Source organism: Actinomadura scrupuli, from assembly GCF_050971785.1.
GTDB classification, from domain to species: domain Bacteria; phylum Actinomycetota; class Actinomycetes; order Streptosporangiales; family Streptosporangiaceae; genus Actinomadura_E; species Actinomadura_E scrupuli.
In genome coordinates this window covers 730,049-746,970 of the sequence record NZ_JBPCCU010000003.1, presented here as the reverse complement: position 1 = coordinate 746,970, position 16,922 = coordinate 730,049, and the positions used below count along the sequence as shown (strand labels likewise).

The following is a 16,922-nucleotide window of genomic DNA, read 5'->3' as shown; positions in this document are numbered from 1 at the left end:
GCACCGCCGCCGGGAGCCGGTGTGGGGGTGACGGTGCGTATGCCCTCTTGGCCGGTTCATGACGGCGGTCGCGGCCCTTGGATCCCCTTTCCATCCGTTCGGGGGGACGGGTGGGGTTTCGCGTCGGGTGACACACCAGGGTGCCGGAGTTCGGAGCAGGCTCGTGCACGGGAGGGAACGCCGGTGCGGATGCGGGACCTGACACGGCAGGAACGACGGGTGTGGGAGGCGTTCGGCACCGGCCGGCGGGTGGTGCTCGGGGCGGAGAACGCCGAGCACGGGGCCAGCTGGGGGGCCGGCCGGGTGATCCGGGCGGAGGTGATCAGGGCGCTCCTGGTCAGCGTGCGAGCCGCCACCGACGGTGGGGTACCGGCGGTGCGGCTGGTGGGGGCGCGGATCGCCGGGCGGCTCGATCTCAGGTTCGCCACCGTGCACCATCCGCTGAGCCTGCGGTCCTGCTACTTCGACTCGAAGGTCGACCTGCACGGTGTCCATTGCCGGGAGATCGACCTGGGCGGCTCTCACCTGCACGAGGGGCTGCGGGCCTCGACGGCCGAGATCGACGGTCACCTCCTGCTGGAAGACGCCCGGATCAGCAAGTCGGTCAGGCTGATCGCCACGCACGTCGCGGGCGCGCTCTTCCTGGACGGCGCGCGCCTGCTCGGTGGCGAGACACGGGCGACCGCCCCGGCGTTCGAGGCCGACGGGCTCCGGGTGGACGCCGACATGCTGTGCAGGAGCGGTTTCCGGGCCATCGGGGAGGTCAGGCTCCCCGGGGCGACGATCGGTGACACGCTCTACCTCGACGACGCGCGGCTCGGCAACGGAGACGACTGCGCGCTGAACCTCGCCCGGATCACCGTGGGCGGGGACCTCCTGTGCCGTGGCTCTTTCTCGGCCGAAGGCGAGCTCAATCTCGAGGGCGCCGAGATACAGGGGAAGCTCAGCCTCGAAGGGGCGCGGATCCTGCGGCCCGGGAGCCACGCCCTCGCCGCCGCGGGGCTCATCGTGCGCGGCGAGCTGTGCTGCGCCCGGCTCCGCACCGACGGCGGGCTCCGGCTCCTCAACGCCCGGATCGGCGGCCCCGTCGTCCTCGACACGGCCGACATCCGGCATGCCGGTGACGTGGCCGTCCACGCCAGCGGCCTGACCGCCGACGGCATGTACTGCCGCATGGGTTTCACCGCCCACGGCGAGATCCGGCTCTCGGGGGCGCGCATCACCGGCCCGCTCGACTTCCGCGGCGCGGCACTGTCGGACGGCGGCGGCCTGAGTCTCGGCTGCTGGTACCTGACCGCGCGTGAGCTGATCCTGCTGCTCGCCAGGCCCGTCGACGGCTGCATCGACCTCAGATATGCCGACCTGGGCCTGTTCAACTACGCTCCCACGGCGCTTCCCGCCCAGCTGCGGCTCGACGGGCTCACCTACGACGCGATCGCACCCGCCGACGACGTCAGGGCCGGGATCGACCTTCTCGGCCGCGAGCCGTCCGGGTTCCGCCCGCAGCCCTACGAGCAGCTGGCGAAGACCTACCGGCTGATGGGCCACGACGCCTTCGGCCGCGAGGTGCTGCTGGCCAAGCAACGCCGTCGTCGCGCTGTGCTCCCGTGGCCGGCCAGGGCGTGGGGCTTCCTGCAGGACGCCGTCGTCGGCTACGGATACAAACCGCGCCGTTCCGCGGGATGGCTCGCCGCCTTGATCGTCGTCGGGACCGTGCTGTTCCAGCTGTCCCCGCCGCGGGCGATAGACCCCAGCCGGGCCCCGGCCTTCAGCTCCCTCGTCTACACCATCGACCTCCTCGTCCCCGTCGTCGACCTCGGCCAGCGCAAGGCCTACCTGCCATCGAACGGCTGGCAGCAGGCCCTCACCTACTCCCTCGTCACTCTCGGCTGGGTCCTGGCCACGACGATCGCCGCGGGCCTCACCCGGGCGTTGCGGCGCCAGTAGCCCAAGGCGCGACACGGTACCCACGAGCGGCTGATGGCACACCCGGGTACCTGCCGGGATCTCTGCCGCCCGCAGGCGGCCGGTCACCGACCCCACGCGGTCACGAGTCCGCCGGGGACCCGGTGAGCGTCCGCGCGGTGCCCTTCCGCCCGGCCTGGGGCTCAGCGGGAGAGCAGGTCCCGGGCGATGTGGGTGATCTGCAGTTCGTCGGTGCCGGCGTAGATCTGGAAGGCCTTGGCGTCGCGGGCGAGCTGCTCGACCCGGTACTCCGCCATGTAGCCGTTGCCCCCGAACAACTGCACCGCCTCCATGGCCACCTCGGAGGCGGCCTGCGCGGAGTAGAGCTTCATCGCGGAGGCCTCGGCCAGCGTGGGCGTACGGCCCGCCTTCTCCATCTCCACGTGCCGGAACACCAGGTTCTGCACGTTGAGCCGGGCGACCTCCATCTTGGCCAGCTTCAGCTGGATGAGCTGGTAGTCACCGATCGGCCTGCTCCAGGCGATCCGGGTCTTGGCGTACTCGACCGACAGCCGCAGGCACTCCTCGATCACGCCGAGGGCCATCGCGGCGACCCCGGCCCGTTCGGTGACGAAGTTCTGCTTGGCCGACTCGCGGCCGCTGCCGCCGCCGGAGTTCAGCAGCCGGTCCGGACCGGCCTTGACGTCGGTGAGGAACAGCTCGCCGGTGGGGGAGGAGTGACAGCCCATCTTGCGCAGCGGCCTGCTCTGCTCCAGGCCGGGCATGCCGCGGTCGAGCACGAAGGTGAGGATCTCGCGGTCCCGGGCGTCCCGGCCGTCGTCGAGCTTGGCGTAGAACACGATCGTGTCGGCGTCCGGGCCGTTGGTGATGAAGGTCTTGGAACCGTTGAGGACGTAGCCGTCCCCGTCGGGGCGGGCGGTGGACTTCATGCCGCCGAACGCGTCCGAGCCCGAGTCCGGCTCGGTGATCGCCCAGGCGCCGATCTTGTCGAAGGTCAGCAGGTCCAGCGCCCAGCGTTCCTTCTGCTCGGTGGTGCCGCGTTTCATGATGGTGCCGGCAGCCAGGCCCAGGCTGACGCCCATGGCGGTGACCAGGCCGGGGGAGACCCGGCACAGCTCGACGATCGGCAGCATCCGGAAGGCCGCGCCGGCGTCGCCCGCCCGGCCCGCCGCCGCGCCGTCGCCCGCGCCGTCCGTGTGCCGCGCGGCCGGGCCGGCCTTCTCCTTCTCGATCCGGGCGCGGAACGACGAGCGCGCCAGCTCGTCCATGCCGAACGTGGAGTACAGGCCGCGGATGATCCCGTACGGCGGCAGCTCGCCCGAGTCGAGGGCGTCCAGATGCGGGCGGACCTCCTTGCCGATCCAGTCCCGGACCGCGTCCCGCACCATCAGTTCTTCGTCGGACCACTCGATCACGGCGTACCCCACCTCTGGACGACCCTCGACAACCGCCTGTTGACAGTTCATCCAACCAGAGGGGGAAAGTGGACGCTTATCCGGGCCCGGTCCCGAAAAAATCTACAATGTAAAGGCGCCGGGCGGGGTGCGAGCCGGCTCGTCGGGCAGCTTGACGATGTCGGCCAGGACGCCGCCGTACGGGGTGTGCCGCTCGGCCGCGGGGCTGTCGTAGACGACCAGCAGCCGGGTTCCCGGGCCGCCGGCCGCCGCGGGCACGGCGATGCCCTCGGCGTGATCGTCGCCGTCGCCGTACGGCAGGTCGCCCAGGACCTCCAGCGCGTCGGCGTGCACGATCCCCGGGGCGTCGACGGTGGCCGCCCCCCGCCAGCGCACCACCCGCACCGGTCCGTCCAGGTCCATGCTCGGCCCGGTCAGGATGAGCAGGTCGTCGCCGTCCGGGCACAGATCCCGTACGCCCAGGCCGCCGAGGTCCAGGAAGTGCGTGCGGTAGTGGGCGGAGCCGTCCAGACGGCGCAACCGGAGCCGCTCCGGGTGGTCCGGGTGGGTCTCCGGCCGGATCTCGATGACCACCGCCCAGCCGCGCAGCACGGGGCCGCGCAGCCCGAGGTAGAGCCGGTCTCCGTGCGCGGCGATGCCCTCGACGTCCACGCCGTTGTCCTTGCCGGGCAGCGCCAGGAACGGTGCCAGGTGGGGGTCGTCCTCGAGCAGGTCGGTGATGGAGTCCCCGTGGCCGCCGAGGATGGCCGCGGTGCGGTCACCGTCGCGCCGGACGATCTCGGGCAGCCCGTCCGGGCCCGTCACCAGGGGGAGCCGGGCGAGGACGAAGCGGTTCTCCTCCCGGATCACCGAAGCCAGCCGCCTGCGGGCCTTGGCGTCCGGCTGGCCCGCCTTGACGCGCCGGCGTTTGAGGCTGTGCGAGCCGACGGCCCACAGCCACCCGCCGATGCGGGCCAGCCCCTCGATGTCGGCCTCCTCGTCGGGGCCCGCGGGCAGCTCCACCAGGTCGGCCAGCGCGAAGCTGCGCTGCCCGTCGTAGCAGGTGACGTCGCCCGCCGCGTCGGTGCTCGCGGTGAGCCGCTCGATGGTGGCGGTCTCGTCGCCCGCCACCCACAGGCAGGCCCCGTCCTGCCGGACGGCGGACAGGTTGGTGTGCGTCTCGGCGTCCCGGCTTCGGTGGTCGAAGCGCAGCTCGACCCGGCGTTCCACGATCACCGCCTGATGGTGTCACACGAGCCGTCCCGCCCGGGCGGGACGAGCGTCACCTTCTGCCCGGGCAGGTGTCCCGATCCGGCGCGGCCTCGGTGTTTCGGCGTCGGAGCCCCTCCTGGTGAGGCACGATGCGCAGGAGACATGAGCGTGGCCCCGACCCCCCGGCGGCGTGGGGGAGACGGCCGGACCCCCCGAGGAGCACTCCCCTTGCCCAGCATCATCGAGTCCCTGCGCACGCGCGACCCGCAGGAGCGCCAGACCCAGCTCGTCGAGGTCCTCGTCGAGGCGTTCTCCGCGCTGATGGCCGCCAACCCGGCCGCCTTCCGCCGGCGTTTCCGCAAGATGGCCGCCGACCCGTTCGCCTTCTACCGCGGCAGCGCCTGCATCTTCTACGCCGACGTCATCGGCGACGACGACCCGTGGGCCGACGACCGTACCGGCCGGGTGTGGATCCAGGGCGACCTGCACGCCCAGAACTTCGGCACCTACATGGACGACGACGGCAAGTTCGTGTTCGACGTCAACGACTTCGACGAGGCCTACGTCGGCCACTTCACCTGGGACATCAAGCGGCTGGCCGCCAGCGTCGCGCTGCTGGCCTGGGCCAAGGCGCTGTCGGACGCCGACATCCGGCGCCTGATCGAGACCTACGTGCGCGCCTACGCCGACCAGGTCCGCTACTTCGTCGGCAGCTCGCACGACGACGAGTGGGCGCTCACCCTCGACACCACCGACGGCCACGTGCACGGCGTCCTGCTCCGGGCGCTGGCCTCCACCCGGATCGGGCTGCTCGACGAGCTGACCCTGGTGGAGCGGTTCGAGCGGCGGTTCCAGCTCGTGCCCGGGGTGCGCCGGCTCGACGAGGCCGAGCGGGCCAAGGTCGAGGAGGCGTTCCAGGGCTACCTGTCGACCATCCCCCGGGAGAAGCGGTTCAGCAGCCTCACCTACCGGATCAAGGACGTCGTGGCCAGCTCCGGGTTCGGGATCGGCTCCGCCGGGCTGTCGGCCTACACGATCCTGGTCGAGGGCCGCACGCAGGCTCTGGAGAACGACGTCATCCTGTCGATGAAGCAGGGCAACGTGGCCGCGCCCAGCCGGGTGGTGGCCGACCCGGAGATCCGCGCCTTCTTCCAGCACCACGGTCACCGTACCGCCGTGTCGCGGCGGGCGCTGCAGGCCAACACCGACCCGTGGCTCGGCCACACCGAGATCGACGGGCTCGGCTACGTCGTGCAGGAGCTGTCGCCCTACGAGGCGGACCTGGACTGGTCGTCGCTCACCGAGCCGGCGGAGATGCTGCCCGTGCTCGGCTACCTCGGCCGGGCCACCGCTAAGATCCACTGTGTCTCCGACAGCGACTCCGGCCACGCGCTGGTGGGCTTCCAGGTGGAGGAGGCCATCAACGCGGTCATCGGAGCGGACGAGAGCGCGTTCGTCGAGGCGATGGTCGGCTTCGGCATGGACTACGCCAAGGTCGTCAGGGACGACCACCGGCTGTTCGTGGACGCCTTCCGCGGCGGCCTCATCCCCGGGCTGCAGCCCTCCGACCAGGCCGACGGCGCGCGGTGAGCGGGGCCCGGTCCCGGCCATCCGGGGCGGGACCGGTGCCGGGTGTGACCCCTGTGACCGGCGTGATTTCCGGGCCGTGTACGATCATGATGCTGACCTGGCGGTATACGGAGTCCGTGCAGCACATGACGGTATTGACAACATTTGGGAACTCGGTAGGTTGGCACGCAGTCCAGCACAGGACTGACCTGATCAACCGGCTGAGGCCCCGCCGGACGTTGCGCCCGCGACGGGCAGACCCGCGATCGATCGCGTGACCGTCCACACCAGGCGCGGGGTTCTGGCGCCGTCTCCCGGCGACGCCGCCGGCCGTGAGCCCTCCGAGACGGAGGGTGGCCGGCACGGCGCGATCGGGTGGGGGGTTGGACCACGGGAAGGGTCCGGGCATCCAGTAGACAACGGAGTTCTGCGCTCACCGCCTGTGAGACGAATCCGGCCCCACCGATGTCCGGGCCCTCTTCCGTCCCTCCACGCCGCCACCGCTGTCGCACCGCGCCGGTGGTCGGCGCACCCTTCCCGGACCGATAGCGTTCCCGCGAGGGATTCCTCGGCCTAGGAGCAGGTGTGGTGCAGGAGATCGTCGCCGGTGATCAGCCCAGTGACATGACGGCGGGCCCGGCGCCGGTGCGCGGCCGGAGCCGGCTCCGTGCGGGCGGCACCGCCGGATGGGGCCGGATCGCCGCCGCGGTGGCGGCCGGCCTGCTGATGTTCCTGGCCTTCCCGCCCGACATGTTCTCCCGTACCGCCGGGCCGACCGGGATGTGGCCGCTGGCACCGGCCGGCGTCGCGGTGTTCACCCTGGCCGTCCGGGGGGTACGGGCCCGTACCGGCGCCTGGCTCGGCCTGCTCACCGGCCTGGCGTTCTTCCTGGTGCTGCTGGACTGGGTGCGTGTCATCGGCCCGGACGCGCTGGCGGGGCTGAGCCTCGTCGAGGCGCTCTACTTCGCCCCGCTCGGCGCCGGGGTCGCTCTCGTGGGCCGGCTGCGCGCCTGGCCGCTGTGGACCGCGGCGCTCTGGGTGACCGAGGAGTTCGTCCGGGGCCGCTGGCCGTTCGGGGGGCTGCCCTGGGGGCGGCTGGCCTTCAGCCAGACCACCGGCCCGCTGACCCCGTACGCGGCACTCGGCGGCGCGCCCCTGGTCACCTTCGTCACCGCGCTCATCGGCGGCCTGCTCGCCCTGGCGCTGCTGCGCGTCCCGCTCCCGGCCGCGCTCACCCGGCGGACCGCCGCCGGGCCGGGCGGCCGCGGGGGAGCGGGGGCGCGGACGGCGGCGGTGGCGCTGGCCGCGGGGGCGGTGCTCACCGCCGGCGGGCTGCTGGTGCCGGTGCCCACGAGCGGCCGCCAGGTCACCGTGGCGGTGGTCCAGGGCAACGTGCCACGGCTGGGGCTGGACTTCCTGGGCCAGCGCAAGGCCGTCCTGGACAACCACGTCCAGCGCACCCGGGAGCTTGCCGCGCGGGTCCGGGCCGGCACGGTGCCGCGGCCGGAGCTGGTGGTCTGGCCGGAGAACTCCAGCGACCTCGACCCCTACGTCGACGAGGACGCCCGGCGGTCGATCGACGAGGTCGTCAAGGAGCTCGGGGTGCCCGTGCTCGTCGGCGCGGTCGTCACGGCGCCCGACGGCCACAACGTGGAGAACCGGGGCATCGTGTGGGACCCCCGCACCGGGCCCGGCAGCTACTACATCAAGCGGCACCCGGTGCCGTTCGGCGAGTACGTGCCGTTCCGCAGCGTCCTGCAGAGGCTCATCACCCGCTTCGACCGGGTGCCCAGCGACTTCCTGCCCGGCAGCCGGCGCGGCCTGCTGCCGCTCGGCCCCGTCCAGGTGGGCGACGTGATCTGTTTCGAGGTCGCCTACGACGGCATCGTGCGGGACGTCGCGGGCGCCCAGATGCTCGTCGTGCAGACCAACAACGCCACCTACGGCCGCACCAGCCTGCCCTGGCAGCAGCTGGCCATGTCCCGGCTGCGCGCCGTCGAGCACGGCCGGACCGTGCTGGTGGCGGCCACCAGCGGCATCTCGGCCATCGTGGAGCCGGACGGCCGGATCCGGGCCCAGTCGGCGGAGTTCGTCCCGGACGTCGAGGTGGCGCGGGTCCCCGCGCGCACGGCTGCGACGATCGCCGACCGGCTGGGGCCGTCGCCGGAGTGGGTGCTGGCATTGCTGGGGCTGGGAGCCGTCGCGATGGCCCTGCGCGCCGGCCGGCGCGCGGGCCGTGCGGCGGAACCCCGCGCGAGCCGTGCCGCGGAACCATCAGGGACGTGATGGCGTTGACGTTGGTGTAGACGTCGCCACTCGCACGTGATGATGGGTCCCATGCTGCCGATCGTTTTGTTCCTCGCCTTTCTGGTCCTGCCGGTCCTGGAGATCTACGTGATCATCCAGGTGGGGACCGTCATCGGCGGCTGGCCCACCGTGGCGCTGCTGCTCGTAGAGAGCCTGCTGGGCGCCTGGATCGTCCGCAGGGAGGGCCGGCGGGCCTGGCGGGCGCTGCGCGAGGCCTTCTCCGGCGGGGAGATGCCCGACCGGGAGCTGGCCGACGCCGGGCTGGTCCTGATCGGCGGAGCGCTGCTGCTCACGCCCGGCTTCATCACCGACGTGGCCGGCTTCATGTTCGTGCTGCCCTTCACCCGCCCGCTGGTGCGCCGGGCGCTGGTCCGCTACGTCGGCCGCCGGGTGCGGATCACCCAGGAGCGGATGGTCGAGCGGATGAGCGCCACGGTGGCCGGGGGCGTCTTCCCGCCCGGCGGTCCCGCCCACCGCCCCGGCGGCCACCCTGGCGGCCAGGACGGGCCGGTCATCCGGGGTGAGGTCGTCCGCGAGGACCGCCCGGAGCCCTGACCGGGCCGCCCGGTGATCCCCGGCCCGGCCGGTGCGGGGCATCTGAGGAGTCAAGACGGGTTCAAGGGCTGCGGCCGTGGACGAGCGACGGGGCCGCTCATGCCACCGGGCCGCACCGCCGGTGTGGCGGTACGGCCCGGTTCGTCTGAGACGGGCACGCGGTCAGGCGCTCTTGCGCCTCCCCGCTCGCAGGATCGCCAGGCGTTCGGCGAGGACCTCTTCGAGATCCTCGACCGTCCGGCGCTCCAGCAGCATGTCCCAGTGCGTACGCGGTGGCTTGCCTCGCTTGGGCTGAGGCATCTCACCGTCGACACGGAGCGCCGTGATGCCGCAGTTGCGGCATTCCCAGGTCATCGGCACCTCGGCCTCTGCGGCGAGTGTTACGGTGAACAGGTGGCCCCGTTGGCAGGTGTAGTCGATTTCCTGGCGTGGAGCCAGGTCGGTATTGCGGTCGTTCTCGTAGCTCGTGGCTCCGAGACGAGTCCCGCGTAGTGCGCGCTCTGCCATCGTGACGTGCCTCCCCAGACGGCTTGCGGTCCTGTAATGACCAACGCTGGATACCGTGACAAGATTCCCGCCCTGCACCCGGTCCAACCCTGCTGTTTCCGTGACGTCGCAAGGCGACACGCCGGGCCGTTCAGGACCCCACGCGCTCGGTGCTGTCGATCACGTGGTCGACGAAGCCGTACTCCCTGGCCTGGGCGGCGGTGAACCACCGGTCGCGGTCGGCGTCGCGTTCGATCTCCTCGACGGGCCGGCCGGTGTGGAAGGCGGTCCGCTCGGCCAGGATCCGCTTCAGGTAGAGCGACTGCTCCGCCTGGATGCGGATGTCGGACGCGGTGCCCCGGATGCCGCCCGAGGGCTGGTGCATCATCACCCGGGCGTGCCGCAGGGCGTAGCGCTTGCCGGGCGTGCCGGCGCACAGCAGCGACTGCCCCATGGAGGCGGCCAGGCCCAGGGCGACGGTCGCCACGTCGCCCGGCAGGTACTGCATCACGTCGTAGATGGCCATGCCCGCGTCGACCGATCCGCCCGGGCTGTTGATGTAGAGGGTGACGTCCCGCTGGGCGTCCTGGGCGGACAGCAGCAGAAGCTGGCCGCAGACGCGGTTGGCGAGCTCGTCGTCGATCTCGGTGCCGATGAAGACGATGCGCTGGGCCAGCAGCCGCTGCGACAGCTGTTCCTGCAGCAGGTCCGGGGTCAGGATCTGGGCGCGGCTGCGCGGGGCGTACGTCTCCGGCCGGGAACCGTCGGATGTGCTGTGCACGGGCCTCTCCTCTGCTTCGTCGCACGCGTCGAAGCGTACGTTCTGTACAATTTAGCAGGAACGTACAGACTGGTAACATGGTTCGGGTGGCTGGTGAAGAGGTTCCGGTGACGGAAGCGCGGAAGGACCTGGCGGAGCTGGTCAACCGGGTCGCCTACGGCGGGGAGCGCATCCCGCTCAGCCGGCACGGCAAGGTCGTGGCGGCCATCGTGTCCGCGGCGGACCTCGACCTGCTCGAGCGCCTCGGCGGGCGGCGGGCGGACCTCACCGATGCGGGTGCCGGGCCCGGCGCCGAGGCATCGCGCCCGCGCCCGGCCGACCCGCTGCGGATCGCCGCGGAGTATCGCCCCGAGGGGCCGCCGCGGCCACCCGGCTTCCGGGGCTCCCCGTGACCGGAGGGGGACGGTGCGCGTCACGGACCGGCAGGGGCCTTACTACGTAAAGGCGGCGGGCTCAGATCGTCGTGGGTGAGCCGCTGTGCCACATGCCGCGGGCCTCCAGCGCCGCCCGCAGCGCCAGGAGATCGTCGGTGAAGATCCCGTCCACGCCGAGGTCGAGCAGCCGCTCCATCTCGGCCGGCTTGTTGACGGTCCAGACGTGCACCTTGAGGCCGAGGATGTGCGCCTGCTCGACGAAGGTCCTGGTCACGAACGGCACGGGGCCCAGCCCGTGCGGGACCTGGGCGCAGGCGATGCCGGTGTCGGCCAGCCGGACCAGCTTGCTGACGGGGCCGCCGCAGGACCTGGCGCGCAGCGCCATCACGCCGCGCGGGCCGAGCGACATGCACACGTCCTCGTCGGTGAACCGGGGCAGCAGGGCGCGCAGCCGGGTGAGGCGCCGGGTCGAGAAGGACGTGACGCACACCCGGCGCCAGGACTTGGTCCGGTGCAGGGTCTCCACGAGCGGGGCGATCGCCGGCTCGTCCTTGACGTCGATGTTGACGCGGGCGTCCGGCCAGGCGCCGAGGATGTCCTCGAGGCGGGGGATCGGCTCGGTGCCGCCGATGCGCGCCCGCTCCACCTGGGCGTAGGGCAGGCCGGCGATGCGGCCGCCCTGGTCGGTCACCCGGTCGAGGGTGCGGTCGTGGAAGGCGACCAGGACCCCGTCGGCGGTGGCGTGGACGTCGGTCTCGAGATACCGGTAGCCCAGGTCGACGGCGCGCTGGAAGGCGGGCATCGAGTTCTCCGGGTAGCCCTTGGCGCCACCGCGGTGCGCGAAGGGGATGGGCCCCGGGTGATCGAGGAATTCATGCGAGCTCGGCACCTTCCCGAGTATGGCGGTTGACCCGGCGCCGCGCGATCCCCCGCACCCGCGGTTACCTTACAACGTCAAGGCGCCGGGCGATGTATCCCATGAGCCCGGTACGGGCGCACCGCCCACGGCGAGGGTGCTAGGTTCCTCTGGCCCGGAAGGTCGTGGATTCGAAAGGTGGCGTGACATGGCGGATGCGAGCGAGTACAAGGCGACGTTCGAGCTGGTGGACATCGACGGTGACGGGTTCATCTCGCCGGTCGAGCTGAAGAGCCTGATGGCCGCGCTGGGTCAGCAGATCACCGACGCGCGGGCGGTGGAGGTGGTCGTGCAGGCGGACCAGAACGGCGACGGCAAGATCTCCCTGGAGGAGTTCGCCGCGTTCATGGCCGCGAACGCCGCCGGCTAGTGGGGTGACCACGAACGTTCACCGGGTCGGATGGCGAGCGGCTCCGGATGCGAGGCACCGGGTTGGTGGGCTGCCCCGGCGCATTTGACCGCGCAGGTGTCAAGGCTGCAGGCTGGCCCGCATGATCTTCACACAGGCGGAACTCGACCATCTGACCAGCCAGCCCATCGGTCGCCTGGCCACCGTCTCTCCGGCTGGTCAGGTGCAGAACAACCCCGTGAACTTCTTTGTGGACGCCGCCGCGGGCACGATCACGATCGGCGGGGGCGCGCTGGGAGCGTCCAAGAAGTTCAGGAACGTCCAGGAGGGCAGCACCGTGTCGTTCGTCGTGGACGACCTGGCCTCGGTGGACCCGTGGGTGCCGCGCGGCATCGAGATCCGGGGTTCGGCGGTGGCTCTGACGGATCACGAGCCGCCGGTGCCGGGCTTGTCTCGGGAGATCATCACGATCACGCCCAGCCAGATCATTGCCTGGGGATTGGGCGGGCCCAGGTTGAGCCGCAAGGTGTGAAGCGCGTGGCCCCTGTGGTCACTGGCCGTGCGGCGCCGCCCATTCGCGGCGGCGGGTCTCGGCCAGCGCGACGGCGGTGGCCACCGCGACGTTGAGCGAGCCGACGCGGCCGATCTGCGGGATGTAGGCGACCGCGTCGGCGGCCGCCAGCAGGGCGGGGGAGCAGCCGTGGTCCTCCCCGCCGACGGCGAGGCAGACGTCGCCCTCCAGGGGCGCCTCGTGCAGCGGCACCGCGTCGGTGGTGAGCTCGATCGCCACCACCCGGAAACCGGCGGCGTGCGCGGCGCGCACGGCCTCCGCGGGGGTCCCGGCGTGATCCCAGGGCACCAGCCGCTCCGTGCCGAGCGCGGTCTTGCGGACGTTCTGGTGGGTCAGCGGAGTGGCGTTGCCGGCCAGCCACAGGTGCTCGACGCCGAAGACCGCGGCGGAACGCACGATCGACCCGATGTTGAACGGCTGGGTCACCGATTCCACCAGCAGCCCGAGGCGGGCCTCGGTGCGCCGCCGCCAGGTGCGGTTGAGCCGCTTCACGTCGGTGGCCCGCAGCTGCCGTCGTTCCTGGGCGCCGGGGTCGGTGCCGGCCGGGGTCTCGGGCGAGCTCATGGAGCGGTGTCCTCTGTGCTGGGAGGTGTGCTGGCAGGGTGGTCCGTGCCGGCGGTGCCGGCCGGGGTGGGGAGGGTACGGGCGGAGACGGCGAGGACGCGGTAGGACGAGCGGGAGGCGACGCGCTCGGTGGCCCAGCCCTGGGCGGTCAGCCATCGCTGCAGGGAGTCGGAGCCGAGGTGCTTCTGGACCACGAGGTGCGCGCGGCCCCCGGGGGTGAGGCGGTCCAGCCAGGTGGTGAGGAGCTCGTGCAGGGCGGCCTTGCCGATGCGGATCGGCGGATTCGACCAGATGGCGGTGAACCGGAGCGCCGGGTCGAGCTCTCCGCTCAAGCTGAACCTTACATTGTCAAGGCCCGCGGCGGTGGCGTTGCGCTCGGCGAGCGCGAGAGCGCGGCCGTTGACGTCCACCCCATAAACCTTCGCCTGGGGGGAGCGGCTGGCCATGGTCAGCGCGATGGGGCCGTACCCGCAGCCGAGGTCGAGGAGGTCGCCGGTGGGCGGGGGAGGGGGGACGGTCTCCAGCAGGATCCGGGTGCCCAGGTCGACGCGGTCGGGGGAGAACATGCCCCGGTCGGTCTCCAGGCGCAGGTGCAGGTCGGGCAGCACCAGGTCGACGCTGCCCGGCCGGCTCGCGGCCGTCGGCTGTTCCGCGAAATAGTGCTCCCCCACGTCGGCCGACCGTACCAGTGATCGGCACCGGGTTCTGAACCGTGCCGGTCCGGGGCGGCGATCCGCCCGGTTCACGCGTGTGATCACTCACGGTGGGCGCCGGGCGAGGCTTGGGGCGGCCGGTCAGGGGAGCCGGGAGAACCAGACCAGCGAGGCGCCGCCGGCGGCGAGGCTCAGCAGCAGGGCCAGGCCGATGAACCGGGACGACACGTCGCGGTGCTCGGTCTTCCAGCCGAGGGAGCTGCCGATGTTCTTGTAGACCTCCGACAGCTGGCCCCCGTCGGCCGCCTCGAAGGGCTTGCCCTTGGTGCCTTCGGCGAGGGTGCGCAGGGTCTGCTTGTTGACCTCGACCGGGGTGGTCTCGCCCTCGATGGTGACGGTGCCGTAGGGGGTGCCGAAGGCGATCGTGGAGACGGGCACGTGCGCGGCCATGGCGGCGTCGATGGCCTCGTTGACGCTGCGGCCGGTGGTGTTGTCCCCGTCCGACAGCAGCACGATGTGCGCGGGCGGCGGGTCGGCGTTGGCCTGGGCGTCGAAGGACCGGACGGCCTGCAGGCAGGTGAAGACGGCCTCGCCGATCGCGGTCCGCCGGTCGAGCTGGAGCTGGTCGATGGAGGCGATCGCCGACTCGCGCTCGGTGGAGGGCGGTGCGATGACGCTGGCGTTGCCCGCGAAGCCGACGACCCCGACGTTGAACCGCGAGGGCAGGTCCTGGATGAACTTCTTGGCGGCGGACTTGGCGGCCTCGAACCTGCTCGGTGCCACGTCGGTGGCCTCCATCGACAGTGACACGTCGATGGCGACCATCACGGTGGCGCGGTCGCGCGGCACCTTGACGGTGGAGGCGGGCCGGGCGAATCCCACCACCAGGATGCCGATCATCATCAGGAACAGGCCGGCCGCGACGTGCCGCCGCCAGCCCGGGCGGCGGGGGGCGACCTGGCTGAGCAGTGCCAGGTTGGTGAAGCGCACGACGTACTTCCTGCGGCGCCGCTGGAGCAGGACGTACACGAGGATCAGCAGCGGGATCACCGCCAGCAGCCCGAGCCTGCCGGGGGACAGGAAGGTCATGCGCCCACTCCGCTCCTGGTGCGGCCGGCCACCCGGCGTTGCCTCAGCGCGAAGCGGGCGACGTCGGTGACCCAGTCCTGGTCGGTGCGCAGCACCAGATGGGAGGCGCCGCAGCGGCGCAGCGCCTGGCGGGTACGTTCGCGTTGCGCGGTGGCCGCCTGCGCGTAGGCCTCGCGTACCCGCGGGGAGAGCATGACCTCGTGCACGGCGCCGGTCTCGGGGTCGGCGAGCTCCACCAGGCCGACGGCGGGCAGGTCGAGCTCGCGCGGATCGAGGATCTCGACGGCGAGGACCTGGTGGCGGGCGGCGAGGCGGCGCAGCGGCCGTTCCCAGGCGGGCCGGTCGCCGGTGAGGTCGGCGGGGTCGATGAAGTCGGAGATGACGACCCGCAGGCCGCGCCGCTTCTGGCCGTGGGCCAGCTCGGTGATGGCGGCGGCGAGCGTCGGGCCGGTCGTCCGGGCGGGGGTGCGCTCGGCGTCCAGGATCGACTGCAGCAGCGCGTACATCGCCGCCCGGCCGGTGCGGGCGGGGACGCGCCGGACCTTGCCGTGGTGCAGGACGTAGGCGCCGACGCGGTCGCCGAGCCGTACGGTCAGGAACCCCACGGCGGCGAGGGCCGCGACGGCCAGGTCGCGTTTCTCGAGTTCGGTGGTGCCGAAGTCCATGCTGGCCGACAGGTCGACCAGGGCCCAGGCCTCGAGTTCATGGTCGGCGATGAGGTCTCGTACGTGGGGGGAGGTGGTGCGGGCGGTGACGGACCAGTCCATGTGGCGGACGTCGTCCTCGCCGGGCTGGTAGAGGCGCGCCTCGGCGAGTTCGGTGCCGGGGCCGGGCAGGAGGCCGAGGTGCTCGCCGTGCAGCAGGCCGTCGAGGCGGCGGGTGACCTTGAGCTCGAGACGCCGCAGTGATCGCTCGGGGGCGAGGCGGGCCAGCCTGCGGTCGGGGTTCACGCGCGCGGGCCCTGGCCTTGGCTCCACACGACGCGGGGCGGTGGCACGGCGGCGAGGAGCTGGGCGACGACCTGGTGGGTGTCGACGCCGTCGGCGAGGGCGTCGAAGGTCAGCATGATCCGGTGGGACATCACCTCGTGGGCGACGTCGCGTACGTCCTCGGGCAGGACGTAGTCGCGGCCGCGCAGGAGGGCGAGGGCGCGGGCCGAGGAGACCAGGCCGAGGGTGGCGCGGGGGCTGGCGCCGATCTCGATGCTGGTGCGCAGGTCGGGGAGGTTGTACTGGGCGGGTTCGCGGGTGGCCATGACGAGCCGGACGATGTAGTCGGCGACGAGCTCGTGCACCGAGACCTCGGCGGCGGCCCGCTGCAGGGAGATGAGCTGCTCGGGGTCGAGGATCTGGGCGGCCTCGGGCGGGTCGACGCTCATCCGCTGCAGGATCTGCAGCTCCTCGTGGGCTCCGGGGTAGGCGACGTCGACCTTCATCAGGAACCGGTCGCGTTGTGCCTCCGGGAGGGGGTAGACGCCTTCGGACTCGATGGGGTTCTGGGTGGCCAGCACGACGAAGGGCGCGGGCAGCGGGAAGGTGCGGCCGGCCAGGGAGACCTGGCGCTCGGCCATGACCTCCAGCAGCGCGGACTGCACCTTGGCGGGGGCCCGGTTGATCTCGTCGGCGAGCACGAAGTTGACGAACACGGGCCCGAGCTCGACGTCGAACTGCTCGGTGGAGGGGTGGTAGATGCGGGTGCCGACGATGTCGGAGGGCACCAGGTCGGGGGTGAACTGGAGGCGGGCGAAGGAGCCGCCGACGACCTTGGCGAGGGTGCCCACGGCGAGGGTCTTGGCGACGCCCGGTACGCCTTCGAGGAGGCAGTGGCCGCCCGCGAGCAGCGCGATGACGAGCCGCTCCACCATGTGTTCCTGGCCGACGATGACCTTCTTCACCTCGGCGACCGTACGCTGGAGGAGCGCGGCGGCCTGTTCGGTGTCGTGGGCGACGGCGGTCATCGAGAGCCCTCACTGTCGTGCGGAAGAGTGCGTGCGCTTTCCAGACCCTATGCGACGGGATCGGCTCGGCCTGCCGCGACACGGGCCCGGCGGGCGGACCCGCCGTGGACTCACCGTGGAGGCGCCGTGCGGTGGCCGGGGGAGGTGAAGTACTAGGGTGACGCGCATGTCGAGGCCGTTGCCGCCCGGGGACCCCTCTCAGCTTGGACCTTTCCGCTT

17 protein-coding genes are annotated in these 16,922 nt (G+C 72.2%); 7 read left to right on the top strand and 10 right to left on the bottom strand.

Features of this window, described 5'->3' with window-relative positions; all coding sequences use genetic code 11:
* The first annotated feature begins 189 nt into the window (after positions 1-189).
* Positions 190-1,947, top strand: coding sequence for a hypothetical protein (locus ACRYCC_RS17760; RefSeq protein ID WP_433813394.1), 1,758 nt, complete (start codon positions 190-192; stop codon positions 1,945-1,947).
* A gap of 161 nt (positions 1,948-2,108) precedes the next feature.
* Here ACRYCC_RS17760 and ACRYCC_RS17755 read toward each other — a convergent pair whose 3' ends face one another.
* Entirely contained in the window at positions 2,109-3,341 is a 1,233-nt protein-coding gene (locus ACRYCC_RS17755) for an acyl-CoA dehydrogenase family protein (RefSeq protein ID WP_433813392.1), read from the bottom strand.
* A 102-nt stretch (positions 3,342-3,443) separates the two neighbouring features.
* Positions 3,444-4,556 carry a DUF3616 domain-containing protein gene (locus ACRYCC_RS17750; protein WP_433813390.1) on the bottom strand — a complete coding sequence of 371 codons (1,113 nt, stop codon included), beginning with the start codon at positions 4,554-4,556 and terminating at the stop codon, positions 3,444-3,446.
* A gap of 204 nt (positions 4,557-4,760) precedes the next feature.
* Here ACRYCC_RS17750 and ACRYCC_RS17745 point away from each other — a divergent pair, with 204 nt between their 5' ends.
* The 3 genes from ACRYCC_RS17745 (at position 4,761) to ACRYCC_RS17735 (ending at position 8,963) form a co-directional block, all read left to right on the top strand.
* On the top strand, positions 4,761-6,122 hold the full coding sequence (locus ACRYCC_RS17745; RefSeq protein WP_433813389.1) for a DUF2252 domain-containing protein: 1,362 nt from the start codon (positions 4,761-4,763) through the stop codon (positions 6,120-6,122).
* A 564-nt stretch (positions 6,123-6,686) separates the two neighbouring features.
* Complete coding sequence (gene lnt / locus ACRYCC_RS17740; RefSeq protein WP_433813388.1) at positions 6,687-8,387, top strand: apolipoprotein N-acyltransferase; 1,701 nt, start codon at positions 6,687-6,689, stop codon at positions 8,385-8,387.
* A 51-nt stretch (positions 8,388-8,438) separates the two neighbouring features.
* Entirely contained in the window at positions 8,439-8,963 is a 525-nt protein-coding gene (locus ACRYCC_RS17735; protein ID WP_433813386.1) for an FxsA family protein, read from the top strand.
* 162 nt (positions 8,964-9,125) lie between these two features.
* Here the strand turns inward: ACRYCC_RS17735 and ACRYCC_RS17730 are convergent, their stop codons facing one another.
* Both ACRYCC_RS17730 and ACRYCC_RS17725 read right to left on the bottom strand, forming a co-directional pair.
* Positions 9,126-9,470, bottom strand: coding sequence for an RNA polymerase-binding protein RbpA (locus ACRYCC_RS17730; protein WP_433813384.1), 345 nt, complete (start codon positions 9,468-9,470; stop codon positions 9,126-9,128).
* 130 nt (positions 9,471-9,600) lie between these two features.
* The gene (locus ACRYCC_RS17725; protein WP_433813913.1) at positions 9,601-10,152 is read right to left on the bottom strand and encodes a ClpP family protease; all 552 of its coding nucleotides are present in this window, start codon (positions 10,150-10,152) and stop codon (positions 9,601-9,603) included.
* Between the two features lie 185 nt (positions 10,153-10,337).
* Between ACRYCC_RS17725 and ACRYCC_RS17720 the strand changes: the two genes are divergently transcribed.
* Complete coding sequence (locus ACRYCC_RS17720; protein ID WP_433813382.1) at positions 10,338-10,622, top strand: type II toxin-antitoxin system Phd/YefM family antitoxin; 285 nt, start codon at positions 10,338-10,340, stop codon at positions 10,620-10,622.
* 61 nt (positions 10,623-10,683) lie between these two features.
* Here ACRYCC_RS17720 and ACRYCC_RS17715 read toward each other — a convergent pair whose 3' ends face one another.
* Positions 10,684-11,493 carry a glycerophosphodiester phosphodiesterase family protein gene (locus ACRYCC_RS17715; RefSeq protein ID WP_433813381.1) on the bottom strand — a complete coding sequence of 270 codons (810 nt, stop codon included), beginning with the start codon at positions 11,491-11,493 and terminating at the stop codon, positions 10,684-10,686.
* A gap of 175 nt (positions 11,494-11,668) precedes the next feature.
* Between ACRYCC_RS17715 and ACRYCC_RS17710 the strand changes: the two genes are divergently transcribed.
* A complete protein-coding gene (locus tag ACRYCC_RS17710; RefSeq protein WP_433813379.1) occupies positions 11,669-11,890 on the top strand; it encodes an EF-hand domain-containing protein in 222 nt (73 codons plus the stop codon).
* A 121-nt stretch (positions 11,891-12,011) separates the two neighbouring features.
* Positions 12,012-12,401: a PPOX class F420-dependent oxidoreductase gene (locus tag ACRYCC_RS17705; protein ID WP_433813377.1), complete on the top strand. Its 390-nt coding sequence runs from the start codon at positions 12,012-12,014 to the stop codon at positions 12,399-12,401.
* Positions 12,402-12,419: 18 nt separating this feature from the next.
* Here ACRYCC_RS17705 and ACRYCC_RS17700 read toward each other — a convergent pair whose 3' ends face one another.
* The 5 genes from ACRYCC_RS17700 to ACRYCC_RS17680 form a co-directional block, all read right to left on the bottom strand.
* Positions 12,420-13,004, bottom strand: a complete 585-nt coding sequence (locus ACRYCC_RS17700; protein ID WP_433813375.1) for a TrmH family RNA methyltransferase — start codon at positions 13,002-13,004, stop codon at positions 12,420-12,422.
* On the bottom strand, positions 13,001-13,675 hold the full coding sequence (locus ACRYCC_RS17695; RefSeq protein WP_433813373.1) for a class I SAM-dependent methyltransferase: 675 nt from the start codon (positions 13,673-13,675) through the stop codon (positions 13,001-13,003). Before ACRYCC_RS17695 ends, ACRYCC_RS17700 begins: the two co-directional genes overlap by 4 nt.
* A 123-nt stretch (positions 13,676-13,798) precedes the next feature.
* Positions 13,799-14,746, bottom strand: a complete 948-nt coding sequence (locus tag ACRYCC_RS17690) for a VWA domain-containing protein (protein WP_433813372.1) — start codon at positions 14,744-14,746, stop codon at positions 13,799-13,801.
* Positions 14,743-15,696: a DUF58 domain-containing protein gene (locus ACRYCC_RS17685; RefSeq protein WP_433813370.1), complete on the bottom strand. Its 954-nt coding sequence runs from the start codon at positions 15,694-15,696 to the stop codon at positions 14,743-14,745. The genes ACRYCC_RS17690 and ACRYCC_RS17685 overlap by 4 nt, the downstream gene beginning before the upstream one ends.
* Positions 15,693-16,703 carry an AAA family ATPase gene (locus tag ACRYCC_RS17680; RefSeq protein ID WP_433813368.1) on the bottom strand — a complete coding sequence of 337 codons (1,011 nt, stop codon included), beginning with the start codon at positions 16,701-16,703 and terminating at the stop codon, positions 15,693-15,695. Before ACRYCC_RS17680 ends, ACRYCC_RS17685 begins: the two co-directional genes overlap by 4 nt.
* Positions 16,704-16,922 lie beyond the last annotated feature (219 nt).